Annotated in this window: 10 protein-coding genes and 5 pseudogenes; 12 read left to right on the top strand and 3 right to left on the bottom strand. The window is 61.0% G+C overall.

The genetic code is table 11. From position 1 onward, the window contains the following. Positions 1 to 36: 36 nt before the first annotated feature. Both GWG67_RS35255 and GWG67_RS35250 read left to right on the top strand, forming a co-directional pair. A complete protein-coding gene (locus tag GWG67_RS35255; protein ID WP_275174247.1) occupies positions 37 to 1446 on the top strand; it encodes a S8 family serine peptidase in 1410 nt (469 codons plus the stop codon). 126 nt (positions 1447 to 1572) lie between these two features. Further along, entirely contained in the window at positions 1573 to 1935 is a 363-nt protein-coding gene (locus GWG67_RS35250; RefSeq protein ID WP_275174245.1) for a hypothetical protein, read from the top strand. A 425-nt stretch (positions 1936 to 2360) separates the two neighbouring features. Here GWG67_RS35250 and GWG67_RS35245 read toward each other — a convergent pair whose 3' ends face one another. Continuing rightward, the gene (locus GWG67_RS35245) at positions 2361 to 4145 is read right to left on the bottom strand and encodes a heme peroxidase family protein (protein ID WP_275174243.1); all 1785 of its coding nucleotides are present in this window, start codon (positions 4143 to 4145) and stop codon (positions 2361 to 2363) included. Between the two features lie 557 nt (positions 4146 to 4702). On the opposite strand from GWG67_RS35245, the pseudogene GWG67_RS35240 reads away from it, so the two are divergent. From GWG67_RS35240 to GWG67_RS35230, 3 pseudogenes are all read left to right on the top strand, one after another. Beyond that, positions 4703 to 5782 (top strand): annotated as a pseudogene (locus GWG67_RS35240) (IS256 family transposase). 105 nt (positions 5783 to 5887) lie between these two features. Continuing rightward, positions 5888 to 6049, top strand: a pseudogene (locus tag GWG67_RS35235) (family 3 adenylate cyclase); the annotation flags it as partial. 21 nt (positions 6050 to 6070) lie between these two features. Then, positions 6071 to 6190, top strand: a pseudogene (locus GWG67_RS35230) (IS110 family transposase); the annotation flags it as partial. 97 nt (positions 6191 to 6287) lie between these two features. Here GWG67_RS35230 and GWG67_RS35225 read toward each other — a convergent pair. Next, positions 6288 to 6734: pseudogene (locus GWG67_RS35225) on the bottom strand (IS110 family transposase); the annotation flags it as partial. A gap of 1051 nt (positions 6735 to 7785) precedes the next feature. Between GWG67_RS35225 and GWG67_RS35220 the strand changes: the two are divergent. From GWG67_RS35220 to GWG67_RS35200, 5 genes are all read left to right on the top strand, one after another. Next, a complete protein-coding gene (locus tag GWG67_RS35220) occupies positions 7786 to 9459 on the top strand; it encodes a hypothetical protein (RefSeq protein ID WP_275174241.1) in 1674 nt (557 codons plus the stop codon). Continuing rightward, a complete protein-coding gene (locus GWG67_RS35215) occupies positions 9456 to 10796 on the top strand; it encodes a radical SAM protein (protein ID WP_275174239.1) in 1341 nt (446 codons plus the stop codon). Before GWG67_RS35220 ends, GWG67_RS35215 begins: the two co-directional genes overlap by 4 nt. Next, on the top strand, positions 10793 to 12586 hold the full coding sequence (locus tag GWG67_RS35210) for a ferritin-like domain-containing protein (protein ID WP_275174237.1): 1794 nt from the start codon (positions 10793 to 10795) through the stop codon (positions 12584 to 12586). Before GWG67_RS35215 ends, GWG67_RS35210 begins: the two co-directional genes overlap by 4 nt. A 136-nt stretch (positions 12587 to 12722) precedes the next feature. Then, positions 12723 to 13640, top strand: a complete 918-nt coding sequence (locus tag GWG67_RS35205; protein WP_275174235.1) for a hypothetical protein — start codon at positions 12723 to 12725, stop codon at positions 13638 to 13640. After that, positions 13631 to 14032, top strand: a complete 402-nt coding sequence (locus tag GWG67_RS35200) for a hypothetical protein (RefSeq protein ID WP_275174312.1) — start codon at positions 13631 to 13633, stop codon at positions 14030 to 14032. The genes GWG67_RS35205 and GWG67_RS35200 overlap by 10 nt, the downstream gene beginning before the upstream one ends. Here GWG67_RS35200 and GWG67_RS35195 read toward each other — a convergent pair. After that, positions 13935 to 14500 (bottom strand): annotated as a pseudogene (locus GWG67_RS35195) (transposase); the annotation flags it as partial. The gene GWG67_RS35200 and the pseudogene GWG67_RS35195 overlap by 98 nt on opposite strands. Before the next feature lie 131 nt (positions 14501 to 14631). Between GWG67_RS35195 and GWG67_RS35190 the strand changes: the two are divergent. Both GWG67_RS35190 and GWG67_RS35185 read left to right on the top strand, forming a co-directional pair. Next, positions 14632 to 14823, top strand: coding sequence for a hypothetical protein (locus tag GWG67_RS35190; protein ID WP_275174233.1), 192 nt, complete (start codon positions 14632 to 14634; stop codon positions 14821 to 14823). Between the two features lie 920 nt (positions 14824 to 15743). Then, complete coding sequence (locus GWG67_RS35185; RefSeq protein WP_275174231.1) at positions 15744 to 16700, top strand: hypothetical protein; 957 nt, start codon at positions 15744 to 15746, stop codon at positions 16698 to 16700. Positions 16701 to 17240 lie beyond the last annotated feature (540 nt).

The following is a 17240-nucleotide window of genomic DNA, read 5'->3' as shown; positions in this document are numbered from 1 at the left end:
GGATTTTTTCAAAGCATTTTTACGGGAGCAACGAAGATGTCGACATCCAGTCTGCAAGATACCGTAGCTTCGATTGGCTTTGCCAAGGTGATTGTTGCGCTAAAGGGAGTTCCAGATGGTGCTGCGGCTGCCTCGGCGCAGACGAAGAGTTCGATAGAGAATCATTTTATGATTCCAAACATGGCGCAAGCCGAAAGCCTGGCGGCTTCAGCAAGCCACTTCGCAAGCCGCAACTTCAAACGGGCAGAGCCGCCGACGTCGCGCCGTGTTCGAGTCTATCCGCATCTTGGTTTGGCGATAGGCTATGTTAATGCAAACGGTCTTGCTTCGCTGGAAGCTGACCCGCAGGTCAAGAAGGTCGAAAAGGCTCCGGAGTTGAGCCTTATCCGGCCGGTCGCTATCGAGGCCGCGAAACTCGGCATCGGCCCGACCTGGGGCATCAAGCGCCTGAAGGCGGACCGCCTGTGGGCGGCCGGTATCACCGGCCAAGGAGTTCTTGTTGGCCATCTCGATACCGGCGTCGATGCAGCCCATCCCGCGCTGAAGGGGGCGATCGGAAGGTTCGCGGAATTCGACATGGCGGGGGACCAAGTACCGAACGCGCAACCATCGGACAGCGATGAACATGGAACGCATACGGCCGGTACCATCGTCGGCCGTTCCGGATTGAAGGGCGAGTTCGGGATGGCGCCTGAAGCCCAGCTCGCGAGCGCCATGGTGATCGAAGGCGGTCAGGTGATCGATCGAATCCTGGCCGGCATGGACTGGGTGATCGGTGAGGGCGTGCGCATCATGAGCATGTCGCTAGGTCTGCGCGGCTTCACGCCTGCATTTCAGACTATTATCGATGCCTTGCGGGCGGCAAACGTTCTGCCCGTGATCGCGGTGGGCAATGAGGGACCGGAAACGAGCCGCTCACCCGGTAACTACGCCAACGTCCTATCCGTCGGCGCGATGGACTCCAGCGATCGGGTGGCCGACTTTTCGGGCAGCCAGCAATTCGATCGGCCGGTCAATCCGCTGTGTCCTGCCTTGGCGGCGCCGGGTGTGGACGTTCTGTCATCCGTCCCGGGCGGAAAGTTCAAGACCATGAACGGAAGTTCGATGGCAACCCCGCATGTCGCGGGTCTTGCGGCGTTGCTTTTGCAGGCCAGCCCATCGGCGACTGCTTACGACCTCGAACGGGCGATCGTTGGTTCATGCACTCTGCCAGCTGGCATGCCCCAGGCTCGTGGCAGTCACGGCGTGCCCGACGCCGTACGCGCTTTCCAGCTGCTGACGGGATCGCAGCTTCCGGTCGCCACGGCCGCAGCCGCGCCGTCGAGACGAGTTGCCAAACGACGCGCTCGCGGTAAGACGCCCGTGCGGCGGGTAGTGGTACGGGCTGTCAAGAAGCAGCGGCCCAAGGCCAAAAAAGCCCTGGCCTCAAAGCGAAAGCACGGCTGATCGGCCAGGGACCGGCTCTAGTCCGTATAAATCGGGCCAAGTCATGCTACTATGTTCAGCCGTGGCAAACGGCTGAGCATAGGATGGCTAAATGTGCGCTGGGAGCCACCCAGGCAGGAGCTGCCCATGAGTGACAAGATCAAGGCGTCGTCCGAATGGGAGTCCGAAGCCGTCGCCAAGCGGCTGCGCGAAACGACGTCGCCCGGACAACCATCGTCGGTTCAAGTGTTCTTGAACGACGAGATTTCCGCGAATGATCTCCCAGAAAAGGCCAAAGAGATCGTAAACGACATGAGCGCGAGCCTCAGCCTTCCGGCCGACGCGATCAAGATCGGCAAGGTATACCGATCCGCAAAATCCTTCTCGCTTTCGACCGACGTGCCTGATGTCTTCGATGCCATCGCAAAGCGGGGTGAAGTCAAGACGATCCTGGAGTCTGCGCAACCTGATATTCAGCCGAAGCCGAAGAATGTGAAGGACGTGCCGTAGGTCGTAAAGCGACGCCGCTCTCGGAGAGCAGTCTGATGCAGCATGCTCGATCTTCGACGGGCCGATCGCTATTCTGTCCATTGCTACTCCACCAACCGTCGCACGATGTCGACAAGCGCGCTGTCGGCACTGCTCAATTCTCTGAGGAACCCAAGCAAGCTGACCGTCGGGCTGGTCCGAGCGCCGGTAGCGGCTGGCCGTGCTTGGGCCGAAACGGATTCTACGCGACTTATGACCGGCCGACGACTGCGGTTTGCCCATGATGACGACGCGTTCCGAGTGACAGTAAGTTCGCTGCCGATTCCGTGGCTGCTGCAGCCCTAATCCAGCGCCCGCATGTGCGATCGGCCAGTGGGCCTCGCCGCTGTTGCGGCGAGGCCCACTGACGAAAAATAGATGGATAGTCGAGCGATTAACCAGTGGAACTATTCCATGACGCTTGCAAAGCGCATCCATTTTGCAATCGAGTCGATCGGGCTGCTGTCGCCCATCCGCAACGGACTTTGCGTCGGATCGAAACCACGCGACAGCGCGGAATCGGGATCCGCCAGCAAAACGCCAACAAAGGTTGATGCCACGAGGAAGCTGCCCACTTCTCCTAATTTATTGCCACCGCCTTTCTCCGCCTCCGCCAGAATATAGAACCACAGCGGCGTCCGTTCGAAGAACTTCGATTGCGAGTTCTTGACGAAATCCCGCAGCTGGGGCTTGGAGTTGAAAATGGCCGACAGGTCGGTGATCGGATCGGACTCAACCGCTCCAGTCTGTTTGAGGTGTTTATGGAGGGCTTGGCCGGTGGGCAGTCTCAGATTGTAGCCCCGTCGAAGGTTTCTCCGTGCAAGGCTCTTGAATAGCGCCTTCAGTTGCCCGTCCGTTTCGTCGTTGCCTTCCTTGACCATCTCGCCCAACGGCGGCGCCAGCGCAGTATCTATCTTTCGGGCTACACGTGCCGGTAGCCCGTCCGCGGAATCGTGCGGAGCGACACCGACAAATCGTGTCCAGTCCATGACCCAGTTTTTGGGAAGCTTTTTCGGACCATCGATATTGCCGCCGCCACCGGTAAAGCCGAACAACAGGTTAAGGGGCGCTTTGTCGAGAAAGGCTCCTCCCGAGGACCGGCCGAAGTTCTTGTTGTAATCATAAAACGCGCGAACCATGGAATGTCCGAACCGGTAGCCGGCAACGGAGAACTCCAGGGGTAGCGCATTGCCAAGTCTGGAACCCGGTCGTCGCGCATCAAACTCGGCCCTGAACTTGAAGAAGTGCGAAGCCCGATCCTGAACCACCCGGTCCACCACGGCCGGATCGCAAACGCCCTTTACGTAGCCTTCGACAATCAGCCATTGGTAGTGGAGACGCGTGAGAGCCTGGGCCGACGAAAAATCCGGGATCCAGCCGGTATTGTGACTGGCCAAGAAGTCGATAGACTTGTTGTGGAATCGGAGGAAGCTCAGATGAAATTGGGCAACAACGAGGTTCTCGTCGTTGCGCGTGTCTCCGATCAGGGCTCGCTGCGGAAGTCCCGCCGAGAATTTTGCGAACTCCGGGGGAGGCAGAGACGCCTGGGCGGCGCGAAGTGCGGCATCCCGAACGGCGGCCTGCACTTGGACGTATCGCGGCAGATCGCGGTGCTCATCCAATCCATCCGGAAGCGGACCCGGATCAACCGCCGTTCCGATCCGCATTTTGTTCACGAGGGTTGGGTGACGCAGACCCGATATGACAGTGACTGTATCGGCTGTAATGCCGGGACCGATCGGCGAGCCCCCATAAACGCTGTCGAGATCGAAGCGCGGTGAGCGGGCGTTTCTGAACTTGCTTTCGACCGTCGAAGACACAGCGGGCGGATGCGGTTCTTTGACGCTAGTAATTTCGGACTCGCGGTCGGTGCGCGCGGTCAGTTCGTGATCGAGGAATTGACCCCAATATGTCAAGACCGGAGGCATCGTCGAATCAGGGCCAGAGTCTTCTGTATTGGGGGCCGCGGCAGCTTCGATCATAAGGTCGCCGAGCGTATCGAGTTCGCCGACCGTCGCGGCTGATAACGGTAAATAATTCTCGGGCGCATCCAGCGGTGGAACGAAATAGCCGAAGTCCGCCTGCTCATCGACCGCAATGTCCGTGCCAGTGGGCGGAGCTGCAAGCGCTGCTGATGGGCCGGCGCCTTTTTCTTTTTCTCTTCCGCTGTGGGATTGAAATAGGATCGTCATGAAACAAATCCTCCAGATTGCAGCCCCAAGTGGATTGTTGCACAGGTTGTCACTTTTTCTGTGATCTATCTCACTCATTCAGCCGTAATGGCGAATTGTTCGGACCAGAGCATTTTAGGCAAATTGCTTCGGAGGCGCTCTGGAGCCAGCAGCGTTATAGCAAGCGCTGGACTCGGTCCTAATGTCAGAGGCGTTCGACGCTGATCGTCGGTGATGCTGCCGGGCGCGGGAATTTCCGAACGTGACATTCACTTGGAGTAACCGTCGATCTGCCTTTGGCTCTCATAATAGTAACGTGAATCTAAAGTTCGCCACATAATGTCTGCTGAGCGTTGTGACAGAAACGCTCCAGCGGCGAGCATCGTAGAACGGCGACTGGCAGCTATTTTCGTCGTGTCGCCGGTGGTGGTGTAGCTCGGTAGAGCAAAGCCGCCCGGACGCGCCCCCGATAGCGCCGTAGCGGGCGGGCGGCTTTGCGGTGGTCACCGGCAGTTCTCCGGTAGGATCGGGTTGCGACACGCCAACGCAACCGAGGAACCACCGATGACCGACGACTGATGAACCTGCGCACGCTGGTAGAGAAGACCCCCGACGCCGATCTGTTGGGCGAGATGATCGGCTTTGCCGCCTCGCGTCAATGGAGCTGGAAGTGGGAGGCCCCAGACCGGGGCGGCCTATGGCGAGAAGAATCCCGAACACCTGGCCCAGCGCAACGGTTACCGCGACCGGATCTGGGAGACCCGTGCCGGCGCCGTCGAGCTGCGCATCCCCAAGCTGCGCAAGGGCTCCTACTTGGCGCAGGCCATGGGCATGACCGGCATCTCCAAGAGCCAGGTGAGCCGGCTGTGCGCGGAGATCGACGACAAGGTGAAGGCCCTCCTCGCCCGTCCAATCGAGGGCGACTGGCCGGATCTGTGGATCGACGCCACCTACGTGAAGGTGCGCCAGAATGGCCGCATCGTCTCAGTCGCGGTGATTGTCGCGGTCGGCGTCAACCGCTACGGCCGACGCGAGGTTCTCGGCATGGACATCGGGCCGTCCGAGCCCGAGACGTTCTGGACGGCGTTCCTGCGCAAGCTCACCCGCCGCGGTCTGCGCGGCGTCAAGCTCGTCGTGTCCGATGCCCACGAATTATCAACGCCGCCGTAGCCAAGGTGCTCAATGCCAGCTGATGGCGGTGCCGCGTCCACTTCACGCGCAGCGCGCTGGCGCATGCCGGCAAGGCGGACGGCGGGTCGTCTCCGCCCTCATTGCCACAGCCTTTGCACAGGACGATGCCGATGCCGCGCGAGCCCAGTGGCCCAAGGTCGCCGACCAGCTCCGGCCAAAGCTGCCGAAGCTTGCCGGCTTCCTACACGACGCCGAGACCGACGTGCTCGCCTACATGACCTTCCCGCCGCAGCACCGGACCAAGCTGCACTCCACCAACCCGATCGAGCGCAAACGGCGAGATCAAGCGGCACGCCGAGGTGGTGGGCATCTTGCCCAATGACGACGCCATCGTTCGCCTCATCGGCGCGATCCTGCTCGAACAGAATGATGAATGGGCCGTCCAGCGCGCCCGTTACATGACACTGGAAACAATCGCCACGTTGAGCGATGATCAGAGCGTCAGCCTCACGGCGATCGCCAGCTGACCAGCCCGGCTCTCGCCGGCGAACGTGGTGACCCGCCACCAGCTACACCACGCCACGAGACACGATCGCTATTTTTTGGCGGCGGACGCTGCGTAAAGCCGCCTGATGGGTACCGACGAAGAAGGCACGCTGGCCCAGCTCAAGGCGCTCAGGAAGACCCTTGTCGACCCAACTATCGCTGCCCATCGAGGACGGATATCAAACACCAGTGGGGACGGCATGCTGGTCGAGTTCGCCAGCGCGGTAGGCGCGGTTCGTTCCGCCGTTCGCTGGCGCACTAACAGGGTCACGGGTCTCGGGCGACGTGCTCGCGAGGAGGAGGTATCGCGCCGGCTAATGACCGGTCCCGGCATCGGCCCAATCTCCGCCACCGCGATCGTCGCTCTAGCACCGCCGGCCGAGACCTTTGCCGCGCCGAGCGTGCGTTCGCCCATCTAGGACGTCGGCCACGATCCCCTTGGCGCACCACGTTTGCTCGCCTGTCGCTGCCGATGATGAGACCGCGACGGCGACAGAACGCATCATCACGCACAGTTGCTAGCACAGCCTTGCGTAGCCTCGCGTACTCTGCCTTCAAAGCCGGTCGGGCCGAAAGCATGCTGTGGCAATGCGCTCCAATGTCGCTTGCCCGGCAACCAACTCTCGGATCCGCGCTTCGAAATTCTTCCGCGTCACGGGCCAACCTTCAGCCCAAAGCCACGCAAAATCCCGGGGATACTCAATTCCACATCGATAAGTCGCCCAAGAAGCTGCTTGCGTGCAACCAGCAGCGCTCGAACCTCTTGAGCCCCTATCCGACTTTGCGAGCACCGAGGGGAACCATCCCGTCCGGATCAACTGGGTAATCCCGCGTGCATCGTTGCGATCAGTTTTTACCGTCATCGCTGATAATGCTGCCTTCACATGCCATTGTTTCCAGCAGGACCGTCTCGAATCCTGCTCTGTTCAGCGCACATCAGCCATTGCGAGGCTTATTCGCGGCAACCACGCTTTTTTCCTGTAACGACTACGAAATGTTCCAGATGTTCGGCGCGGTCCTTCCTTCTCGTTGTCGCGGTAGTACTGCAACCACAATTACCTGACAGCCTCGCCTACTTGACAGCCTCGCCACTCGGCAGCTGGGTAGACCTCCGCGGCACGTGCGCCAGCCTCGGCGGGCAGTCCTCCTTGGCTTTGCTTGCGGCGTCCCAGCGCCGTGCTTTTGGACGACACGTGGACCTGCCTTTACTTGCGGCACAAGGTCGCAGCTTCGGTCGAGTTGCTTGGACGGTGTTGCGTCGCGGGCCCTGCCTTGGGGCGCCGGCTTCGTCTCGCAAGAAGCCCCTATGCCTGGCGAGGACTCACTGGAATTCCCGGCAAACTATTGCTTGGATTGGCACCCACAGAAATCGCCATTTTCGTCCTTGCAAGAAGGTTTACGGAAGCAGCGTTCGTCCGCGCGTTGCCGGGTTGAGGAGCGAACCGATCAGTGCGGGCTAACGTGAAGAACTCCGAAATGTGCACGGGGAGAAATTCGCACTTCAACTAGAAGACGAACATCGCTAAGGTTGTGCCGCGCCGCTCCAGCTGGAGGGATGACGATGAAGTCAAGTTCTCTGCGCATGATGTTTCATATCGCGTTCTTTGCTTCTTTCCCTGCTTGCACTGTCGATACCTACGACGAGTTGCTGGACGATCGCTTTAGCTACGGCGTCACTGGCCAAAATGAGGCGCAACTTCCCAAAAAGCTCGGACCACCTCTTGAGCCCAGAAGGTTAAGCTTGGCCGGTTGGTATTCTTCGATAAAGGGCTCGGCATACGTAAGACCAATTCAATCGGGCTGTCGTTCCCCAACCCACGGCTTCGGTGACACGCAAGCTCTCGCGATCTGCAGCGCCTGTCAGTCCTCGTGAGCAATGCCTCCTCAAGGGGCGGCACGACCGACCATGCGATGGTGGAAGTCACGATCAAGGTGAAGCGTGAACGATCACCTCATTTGAAGCAATCGCACCCCGGGAGGCAGCATGCCGATCCAAGCCCTGTTCATCACTCCATCATTCGCCGTCGCGCGCCTCGGTGGTAGCACTACTCCACTCCACAGTTACGATTGGGTCGACAGCGAGCGGCTTCGCTCCGAAAGCGAGACGGACATCGCTCCTTCGTGGACACTGGCGGTGCAACCGGACGGATCGGTGGCGCCTTTCCTGCCGACCTCGATCGCCTTCCGAGATGGTGATCTCATCCGTCCTGTGGCGCCCTTCTTCGAGGTCTGGGCGCGACTCGGCGAGTCCGGAAGCGCGCCCGCGACGTGGACAGAGGCGCCGCTGACCACGGCGCTGTTGGCGGCAGACGGCCTCTCCCTCGCCTCACTACGCGTCGCTGTCACCGCGCGGAACCTCAAGGCCGCGCGCCGCACGGGCGATCCCGCGCATGCATTTGGCAACTGGCAGGCGGTGATGCTCCTCGGCAACGATTTCACCGCGCGAATGGTCGAGGGCCGCTGCCCTCCAAGCGTAACGGTACCTATGATTCCGACCAACCGGAACATCCCACTCGGCACGGTGCAAATGCTGCGAAGTACGCCACAACTCGCCGGACAGCCGTGGTCCGGCAGCGTGCGCACCGACACAATCCGCTTCCGCTACACTCCGGGACGCGGCCAGTTTTATGGCCCGCCGGAAGCTGCGAGCGCTCAGCCGACGCTTGGGCGACCGGCGCCTGCCGTGCCGAGCGCCAACGCCTTCCTCGATCCCGCAGCCGGGTGGCGAGGAGCTTCAACAGGGAACCTCGTCCAACCCGGGGATACTTATGATTTGATCAATCAAAACGGCGATACCGACGGACCGTCACTTGGGGTTGTCGACGATACTTGCGAGGTGCATTTCGATGTCACGTTGCAAATTTCCGGAGAGAGAGCCTTGAAGACGCGGGCCATCGCATTCGTTGCGCCGCCTGACTTCGCACCGGACCGCCGGCCATTCCTGTCGGTCGCCGACGAAATCAACGATCGTGATGGGACGGCGGCTGCTCGCAATGCGGGTCTTACCGGCGCGGCACTGGCTGGCTGGGTGGAGGATCTGTTCGAGCGCATCTACGAGACAGTTTCGTTGTTCAATGTCGACGACTACCGCAGCCGGAGGGCCGCCGTGCGCCCGCCGCCCGATTTCGTTCCGGCATCGCTGCCGGAGGCCAAGTTGCAGGCCATCGACATCGATCAAGGTGTCCGGTCAGCCCCCGACCGAGCGATGGGCGGGCGCGACGCGTTGCGCTCGCAGGTTTATCGTCTGCCAGCCGCGACGAACGACGATCCCTTGCCGCTCAGCCAGCACGCCCGCATGCGGCATCGAGCGCTAGCGGACATTCAGAACCTCGTGGCACTTGTCGCCCAAGATGCCCTCGCCGGCCGCAATCGGGTGGCCGAAATCGTGCGCGCGCCATTCGAGGTCGAGAGCTTCGAAAACGCCATCGCCAGCTCGATGCGCATGCCTCCTTTCATGCGCCAGTCGAATGCTCTGCCTCTGACTCTGGCGGCTTGGCAATACGAGCTGTTGATGCGGTGGGTGGATGAGACTAGGGCGCTTACGATTGCCGGGCTCACGGCCGCTCTGCCGGAGCGGGCGGCACGCACCCTGTCGACCTCGGCACGCTCGCGACGGAGGGCCGTTTTGGCACGTATTGACGCGGTTGCGAGGCAATGATGAACGTCATTACCCACCTACCCGCGCCGTCGGCGGCGCCCCTTTATAAACGTTTCCGCTCGGCCCGAGGCGAGCACCTTCTGGTGGTGCCACATTCGCGCCTGTTCGACCTCCCTCCAGAGGTGGCGGCCGACCTCGATCTTCGGCCGGAGGAGGCGCAGCGGCTGGCCAGTGCCTTGGGAGAAACCGCGCCGGGGGAGGCGCCACTAGACCTTGTGGTGGAGCCGCAGCCGCAAAGCCTTTCCCTCAACGTCAGCTCGGCTTGCAACCTCGCCTGCAGCTACTGCTATGCCGACAAAGGCGCTTTTGGTGGCAAGCAAGCCGACCGCATGAAGCATGCCACGGCGATCGCGGCGGTCGACCGGCTGCTCACTGTGGCGGATCCGGAGCGGCCGATTACGATCGGTTTCATCGGTGGCGAACCGCTCCTCAACAGAGCGTTGATACACTCTGTCGTGCTGTACGCCGGTCGCGCCGGCAACGATCGCGGGCTTGACGTGCGCTTCTCCATCACTACGAACGGCACGACGTTGTTACCCGCTGATATCGACCTTTTTCGAACGCACCCTTTCGCGGTGACAGTGAGCATCGACGGTGATGCAGCGACGCAGGATGCGCAGCGCCCGGACACGCGGGGCCGGGGCACCTTCGCGCGCCTCGTCGAACGTCTCGCCCCATTGCTCGCCGAGCCAGGACGCGCCCAAGTCGCCGCCCGCCTGACGGTCACAGCCGGTGCGCTCGATCTCGCAACCCGACTCTCCGCCGTGTACGCACTGGGCTTCAGCGAGGCTGGCGTGGCACCGCTGCGGACCGCGAAAGACAATGCGAACATAGACGGCGACGGGTGGCAGGCATACCTGGACGAACTCATCGCGGTCGCACGGAGCGAACTTGCCGGTGCGCGGAGCGGCCGAACTATCCGCCTGACAAACCTTGCGGTCGCGCTGAAGCAGATCCACGCTGGCGCTAGCTCACCCTATCCCTGCGGGGCAGGCGGGGGCTACTTCTCTGTCGCCGCCGATGGCCACTGGTACGCTTGCCACCGGGCGATCGGTGAGGACGACTTCATCTTGAGCAACAGTGAAGGTCTCGATTCGCACCGCCGACGGCGCTTCCTCACCGCGCGTCACGTGCATGCGCAGAAGCCCTGCAACACTTGCTGGGCACGGTACTTGTGCTCGGGTAGCTGCCACCAAGAGGCAGCGACGCGCACGGAAGCCGGCTGCGATTTTATCCGCGGCTGGCTGACCTTCTGCCTCGCCGCCTACTGCGAGCTCGCCACCGAGCGCCCAGACTACTTCGTCGCGTCGTACCCAATCCGAGGGATACAGCCATGAGTGGCTCCAACTCCGCGAAAATTGTCGCCCGAAACGTCGCCGCGTTCCGCCGTTTCGGCGATCAGAGCGGAATCACCCAGGTGATCGCAGGCAATCCGGCTGCGACGCGCCTCGAGTCTGGCGTTGGTAACTGCTTTCCCGGGCTCGAATGCGATCTCCGCAATCTCGAACGCCGCTTCTTCCCGTTTCTGGAAGCGGAGGCAATCGGCAATCTTCTGTTGATCGTTGCGATCGACATGGATGCAGTAGAGCGTGGCGGGGCGGCTGGCTCGGTCACGCCAGCCGATGTAGCGGTTTACCGCACCCTCGCTGACGACGTCGCAGCTAGCCGCTTTGTATTTGTGTCGCGTATGGCCGGAAGTTTTGGTCCGCTCGGGCAGATGGCATTCGACCTCGCCCTCATCGCAATGGACGGCGAGGCGGAAGTGCAAGGCGACCTATCCGACACCAGCTCAGGTGTCGGGCGTCGCCCCTCCGATGCCTGGACAGCTATTCGGCTCCTGACAGAAGGTATCGACGTGACGCTAACGTTTAGGCGGCAGGGCGCAGCCGGGGCACGGCCCACACTCACGGCGCCGAGGGCCCGCTACCTCGACGACAATGGTGCGCTGGCAGCGGTGTTCCTTCCGGGTGAATTGACCCAATCACTGTGCAGCCCCTGGACTCACGACTTTCGTGATTGCGGCTGCTTTTACTGGGCGTCGAACCATCCCGACATAGCTCAGCCAGTGCTGCCAAGTGGCGGTGCAACTGGTCAGTCGTGGCAACGCGACGTACCCTGGGAGCGCAGCGCGCGTGTGGTCGGCATTCAGCCGCCAGAGCCAGCGACTGACACGAGCTCCCAGCCAGTCGAGATGCGGCATTATGAGATCAACAATCGCTGGCAGGAGCTGCACTTCGTCTTGGGAAGACGGGAGATAGTCGCGCCGTATGCGTCCGGGGCGACGGCGCCCGGGGCCCCGCTGCAAAACCTTAACACCCTGATCGAGCATCTCCGTTACGCGGCGGGGGTTGAGTTGGCGGTGGCACAAGAGTACTTGTGCGCCGCCTACTCTCTGAAACCGATAACGGACCCGGGCGTTGCGGGCAACGCTGCCTTACGCGATGATATTCGCGCGAGCCGCGCCGAACTGATGCGCATCGCCATCGGCGAGATGCGGCATACCCGAGCGGTGAACGACATTATTCGGGGCATGATGCCCCCTGGCACATTCGAGCCCGCGCTGCGTGTCGCGAGCCGAGTTCCCGGGGCAGCGGGCCAGATGCGCGACGTTTCGATGCGAGCCGCTACCAAGGCGGCCGTTAAGGACTTCATTGACGTCGAGGCGCCATCGGCTGGCGTCGACGGCCTGTATTCCCGCATTCTCGCGACACTAGTCGCGCCGCCGGCTGATGTAGCTCCACTCGCGACCGACGAGTGGCGTGAAGCAATCCGTTCCATTATCGCTGAGGGTGAGGACCACTTCCAAACGTTTCTCGACATGCAGGAGTGGCTCCAGGAGCACGCGGAGGCGGCCTATCTGCGGTCGGTCGCGCCAGCACGCCCGCCTGCTGGACATGCGGCGCACCTGGAATTGCAGACAGCATACGGGGGCATGCTCGAAAGTCTGCGAGACGGCTACCGGAAGGGCCGCTTCCTCGGCGCCACCGAGATCAACGCCGCTCGTACCAGCATGGTCATGCCCGGTGGCATCGATGTTTTGGCGGATGCCGTGGCCGGCCAAGGCTTCCTCGTCGTATTCGATCCACCGGCGGGCGCAGACTTCGCGCCGCTCGATCCCCCGGCATGAAACTATGGGGCAAGCAGCGATGTCCGGTGGCCGCGCTCGCCCGCCGCTCACCATTCTCGGTGCAGGCCCAGTGGGCCTCATAGCCGCTATCCGTGCGCGGCAACTTGGCGTCGACGTTGAGATCAGATCGAACCGTATGCCCTCGCTGACCGATCCCTCACGTCTTGAAGTGATACCTGCACAACTTCTAGCGTTGCTCGTCGAACTCGGCGTTCCGCCGCGCTCGGTCGGCGTTGATCGGTTACACGACAAGCGGCTCACGCAGTGGAGGTCATCTACGATCCTAGCGGAGCCCGCACCGAGATCGGCGCATATCGCCCGTCCGGCGCTTGAGCTGATACTCTTGGGGCTAGCGGATCGCGTCGGAGTGCGTATACGATCCGGCATTCAGCCCGGGGAACAGTGGCTGCGCGGCGGTAAGCCGGTGCTTGATGCAACAGGGCGGTCTGCAGTCACGGCGCATCGGGTGCTGCGCCCGAAGAGACCTATCATCTGCCGGACCTTCAGGTACGCCGTGAGCAGCGACGAGCTCGGCGGGTTCGCCATTGTAGCTGGGCCAGAAGGCTATGCCTACCGTCTCAGCAACGGCCTGCATGCTACGCTCGGGGTCGTCGGTAACGGCGGGCTACTACGCGGTAATGCGTGCGACGTTGTGGCGAAAATCCGTGCGTTCGCCCCTTGGTTCGCCGACAAATTCGATCCCGCCCGCTTCGAGAGCGGCAGTACGGGAGTTGCCTCCCTGCAATGGGTAGAGGAGAGGGAGGAAGGCGCCCATCCGATCGGCGACGCCAGCCTCGCCCGCGATGCTCTCGCCTCGCAGGGGCTCGCCCTCGGGATCGGCGATGCGTTGCGAGTGGTGTCTGAGGTGGCGATGCGGTGTGCCCGCGTACCGAGGCCGATTGAAGGCAGTCTCGAGGGTCACCGGCTCCGGGTCTCCGATTTAATTAAGGCGAGTCCTTTCGCCACAGCTCCTATTTGGAGGAGCTATCTGCAATTTCTCGATGTCGCGGGAGTCGGCAAAGTGCGGGTGCCTCGGAGCCAAAATTGTCTGTAATCTTCCGCAACGCCATTCCAAATTCCGACGGGCGCTTGTGGTGTAAAAACACCTCTTTCGAGGAAGTCGCTAGGAAAAAGGGATGGCTGGCCCACCTGCCGGACTTCTCGCCGCCCTACAAGACATTGGGGAAGGTGGTGCACCGGCCATGGTTCAGCCCGGATGAATACGAGCAGCTCTATACGGCGACGCGCGAGCGCGTGCGCAACAGCCAGCCGCACTACAAGTGGAATGCGGAGCAACTCCACGACTACGTGCTGTTCCTGGCCAACACCGGCCTGCGGCCGGACGAGGCCACGACGGAACGGCGGGACCGGGAACGGGAGCGCCGGTCGGGGCAACGACGCCGCCAGCAAGTCTCTCCTCCACATAAGTGCGCAAGGTTGCATTGAGCGCAAGCTTGGCCGGCTTGGGCCGGCGGGCGGATCGCGATCTGCATGCAACTGGGCAGTTGTTGCCCGATACTCCAACCCGCCGCCGCGGGTGGCCGCATTGCGCCGCAGTTCACGGGAGATTGTCGAAGCAGCCCGCCCCAGGCGACGCCCGATCTCCTGTATGGAATGGCCCTGCACCTTGGGAAGTGCGATCTCCTCGCGCTCAATCAACGAGAGGTACCGCCCGGAGAGCGCCTTTGCCGAAGTTCTGAACATCGCTGGTGGCATGCCGCCCGCCTTTCGGAATAATCTGCCTCCGACAGGTTGTGACAATCCGGCTTCGAGTGCAGCAGCTTCGCTGCTTAACCCAGCGGCAATCGCCCGCCAAAATTTGTTCTGTTCATTGCGCCCTGCAACAGACGGCCGTCCTGGCGAAGGCAAGGGGGCTCGTCCTGACCGCGCCGATCGACGCATTACAACGTTCATCGCAACCTCCAACCCTCCGAGTGTTGCGACGACCGTTTGACTCCGCCCGCAGAACTTCCACCTGTGTCGGCAAATCGGGCGCGCGAGCTTGCGGACAACGATTTGCTGCATCTGGCGTTCGGAGTAGCGACATGACTAGAGTCATCGAAAGGCGCATTGCTCTGCTGGAGCAACGGAAGTCTGTCGGCAATAGAGTGGTTCATTTCATCAAGGCCGCTGATCGTGCCGACAGTGACCGGCCGATTGCCGCACTTGTCGACGCGGGGAAAGTCGGCCCCCGCGAGGGCTTTATTTCGGTCACCGGCTGGAAACCACTCCATTGACGCGCGCTGTGGCAAATTTGCGTGTCGCCGTGCTTGAGCACCGTCATCGCCACCGCCTGCCGGGCTTATCCTATGAACGCCGAAAATGCCTCATCGATCGGGCAGTGGCAGGTGACCACGAAGCGATGCAGGAACTCAAACCTGCACCGGCGGCAGATTACCCAGGCCAGTCCCGAGCAGCGTGCTGCGGCCGTCGCCGCCGGTCTGAGGGCCGATCTATGACACGGGTGCTTAGGCAAGGATCGAAAAGCTCGAGGGTGACCGTGGCACGCAAGGCATCCCAAGCGTAATCGTGGCCACCTGCCCGATCCCAGAAACTAACCTGCCATTGGGTCCCGAAACGATTGGACGGTGGCTGGCGGCCGGTCTGGCGCATGTCGCCTTCAGGGGGCACGCGGTACTGTACGATGGAGGCCGGCGCCATCCTCTCACTGCCGAGGAATGGCAGGCGCGGCATTGCCCCATCGACGGATCACTGCACTGAACTCATCGCACTTAGACAGACCGGCCTAGTGCGATGCGGGCGGGGCAGGGGGGTTGTGGGACCACTCCCGCGATCCGAGGATTCAATGGCACTTTGGGCAAGCTGGCGCGTTACCTCGCGAAATCCTGTTGCAAATCTATCACAGCGGGAATAAACCCCGTGTTCACCGATTCGATACATGGTTCTTTTTCACAACTCACGATGGTACGATTCGTCTATCGGGGGCATTTTAAATGATTGAATTTTTAGTCGTGGCCGGCGTGGTTAGCGCAGTTGGCACAGCAGTGGCTGGCGGCATTAGCTATGGTTCTAGGTACGTAGATCAAAAGCTCAAATATGAGCACCGAAACTTCAGCTTGGATGAACCTATCCTAGCCCCTCCTAACAAAACCGAACGACAGTTTAGAGAAAAGAGCTCCGCTTAGCGGTCTCTTCTGTGGTTCTTCTTGATCGAATAAAGAGTAGCGCCAAAAGCACTCTATCTGACTCTTTGAAAGAGGGTTGGAAGAAGGTGCGCGGTTGGTTGTATGCAGCAATTGGCCTGTACGCCCTTTCGCTACTTCAAACCGTTTACGGGCTCGACCACGCGCCGACTTGGCCCGAAGCGGGGCGATTGGTCTGGGCCTCAGTCAAAAACTTCCCAACGTTTTTGCGCGATTGGTTTATTTCGACCCCCTACGACCTTGTAGTCGAGAACCCGGTTCAATCTGCGGCGCTCCTGATACTGATTGTCGGCTACATTATCCTAGTGACGCTGTTGATACGCGCCAACAGAAGCCTCAACAGGAAAAGCGAGATTTTGAAAGGTGCTGATGCTAACCACGCCTTGGTTTCTCAGGCAGGCATTAAGGCCAGATATCCCCACGCACGGCAGACGGACGGTGGCGCGCCTTGGAAGACGCTTTGCGAAGAAATTTTACATCCAGAAAACAAGTTTGTTTACATTTTGGGAGCGAACGGGATCGACACGTTCGGTAATCCGAAGTCGCCGCTTTATGACGCGATGGAAAGCTTTCGAGGAACGATCCGTGTCGTCTTGTGCAAGCCGGACGGATCTCCAATGAAGGGCCGCGCCGCCGCGGTTGGGATCCCTGTCGCCGACTATACGAAAGCTATCAAGGCATCAGTCCGTCGATTGAAGGAGCTAAAGAAAAAACAGCACGCTGTTGATGCTCGTTTCTACGATGGCCAACCGAACTGGAAGCTAATCATAACGAACAGCACGCTTTGGATACAGTACTATCAGCCGGGCGGTCCGCATGTTGATCAAACGCCGGTTTGGCTCGTATCCGCGACAGAGGGCGGCGACGGTTTGTACCATCTGTTCCACATGGAATTTGATAGGATTTGGGCACGCTGCAACGGTGCCGGCTCGCAACCTAACCTTAATTAGATGCAGACGGCCCTAACTGCCGTTCAGATGTGGCCGAGCGCGTCAAACGAACGGTGGTAGATCTATGCTCGAAATAGCACTTTTGGTCCTGATCCTCTGCGGACAAGCCGCCGTCGTTTGGGCCCTGGTCGAGCTGAAATGGAGTTTTGAGGCTTCGACTGAGACCTGGGGCAAAAATCCCCTGCCTGCCTCCGACTACCACGCCAAGGAAATAGACACTTCAAGAGGCGGCACATTTTGCGGCGGTTGAGCATCTCCCGAAAGCAGAAGATCGAAGATGTGCAAAAGCCGCGTCTATACGAGTAGCCGCCGCGACCTGAAACGTCGGCCGCAACGAGACAGGGGAAGCCATGAACAGATTCGTCAGGATCGCAGCTATATGCAGCGCGCTTGGCTTGGCAGCCTACTCCGAAGTAACCCTACGCGGTAGGCCGCAGCGCGCTGATCTTTCCAGTTAACCGTTAGAGCTCGTCGGACTCCTCGGTTTTCGGCTTCATCGTCGCAGCGAGCACTTGGCGGCGTTTTTCGATGATGCTAGGG

This window comes from Bradyrhizobium sp. CSS354 (assembly GCF_029051725.1).
In the GTDB taxonomy this organism is placed as follows: Bacteria; Pseudomonadota; Alphaproteobacteria; order Rhizobiales; family Xanthobacteraceae; genus Bradyrhizobium.
Note: the sequence above shows the minus strand (reverse complement) of the source record. Positions and strands in the feature narration are given on the sequence as shown.

Excerpts from the sequence above, each read along its gene's own strand:
- GWG67_RS35255 (WP_275174247.1), top strand. The coding sequence starts at position 37 with ATGTCGACATCCAGTCTGCAAGATACCGTAGCTTCGATTGGCTTTGCC.
- GWG67_RS35250 (WP_275174245.1), top strand. The coding sequence starts at position 1,573 with ATGAGTGACAAGATCAAGGCGTCGTCCGAATGGGAGTCCGAAGCCGTC.
- GWG67_RS35245 (WP_275174243.1), bottom strand. The coding sequence starts at position 4,145 with ATGACGATCCTATTTCAATCCCACAGCGGAAGAGAAAAAGAAAAAGGC.
- GWG67_RS35220 (WP_275174241.1), top strand. The coding sequence starts at position 7,786 with ATGCCGATCCAAGCCCTGTTCATCACTCCATCATTCGCCGTCGCGCGC.
- GWG67_RS35215 (WP_275174239.1), top strand. The coding sequence starts at position 9,456 with ATGATGAACGTCATTACCCACCTACCCGCGCCGTCGGCGGCGCCCCTT.
- GWG67_RS35210 (WP_275174237.1), top strand. The coding sequence starts at position 10,793 with ATGAGTGGCTCCAACTCCGCGAAAATTGTCGCCCGAAACGTCGCCGCG.
- GWG67_RS35205 (WP_275174235.1), top strand. The coding sequence starts at position 12,723 with ATGCCCTCGCTGACCGATCCCTCACGTCTTGAAGTGATACCTGCACAA.
- GWG67_RS35190 (WP_275174233.1), top strand. The coding sequence starts at position 14,632 with ATGACTAGAGTCATCGAAAGGCGCATTGCTCTGCTGGAGCAACGGAAG.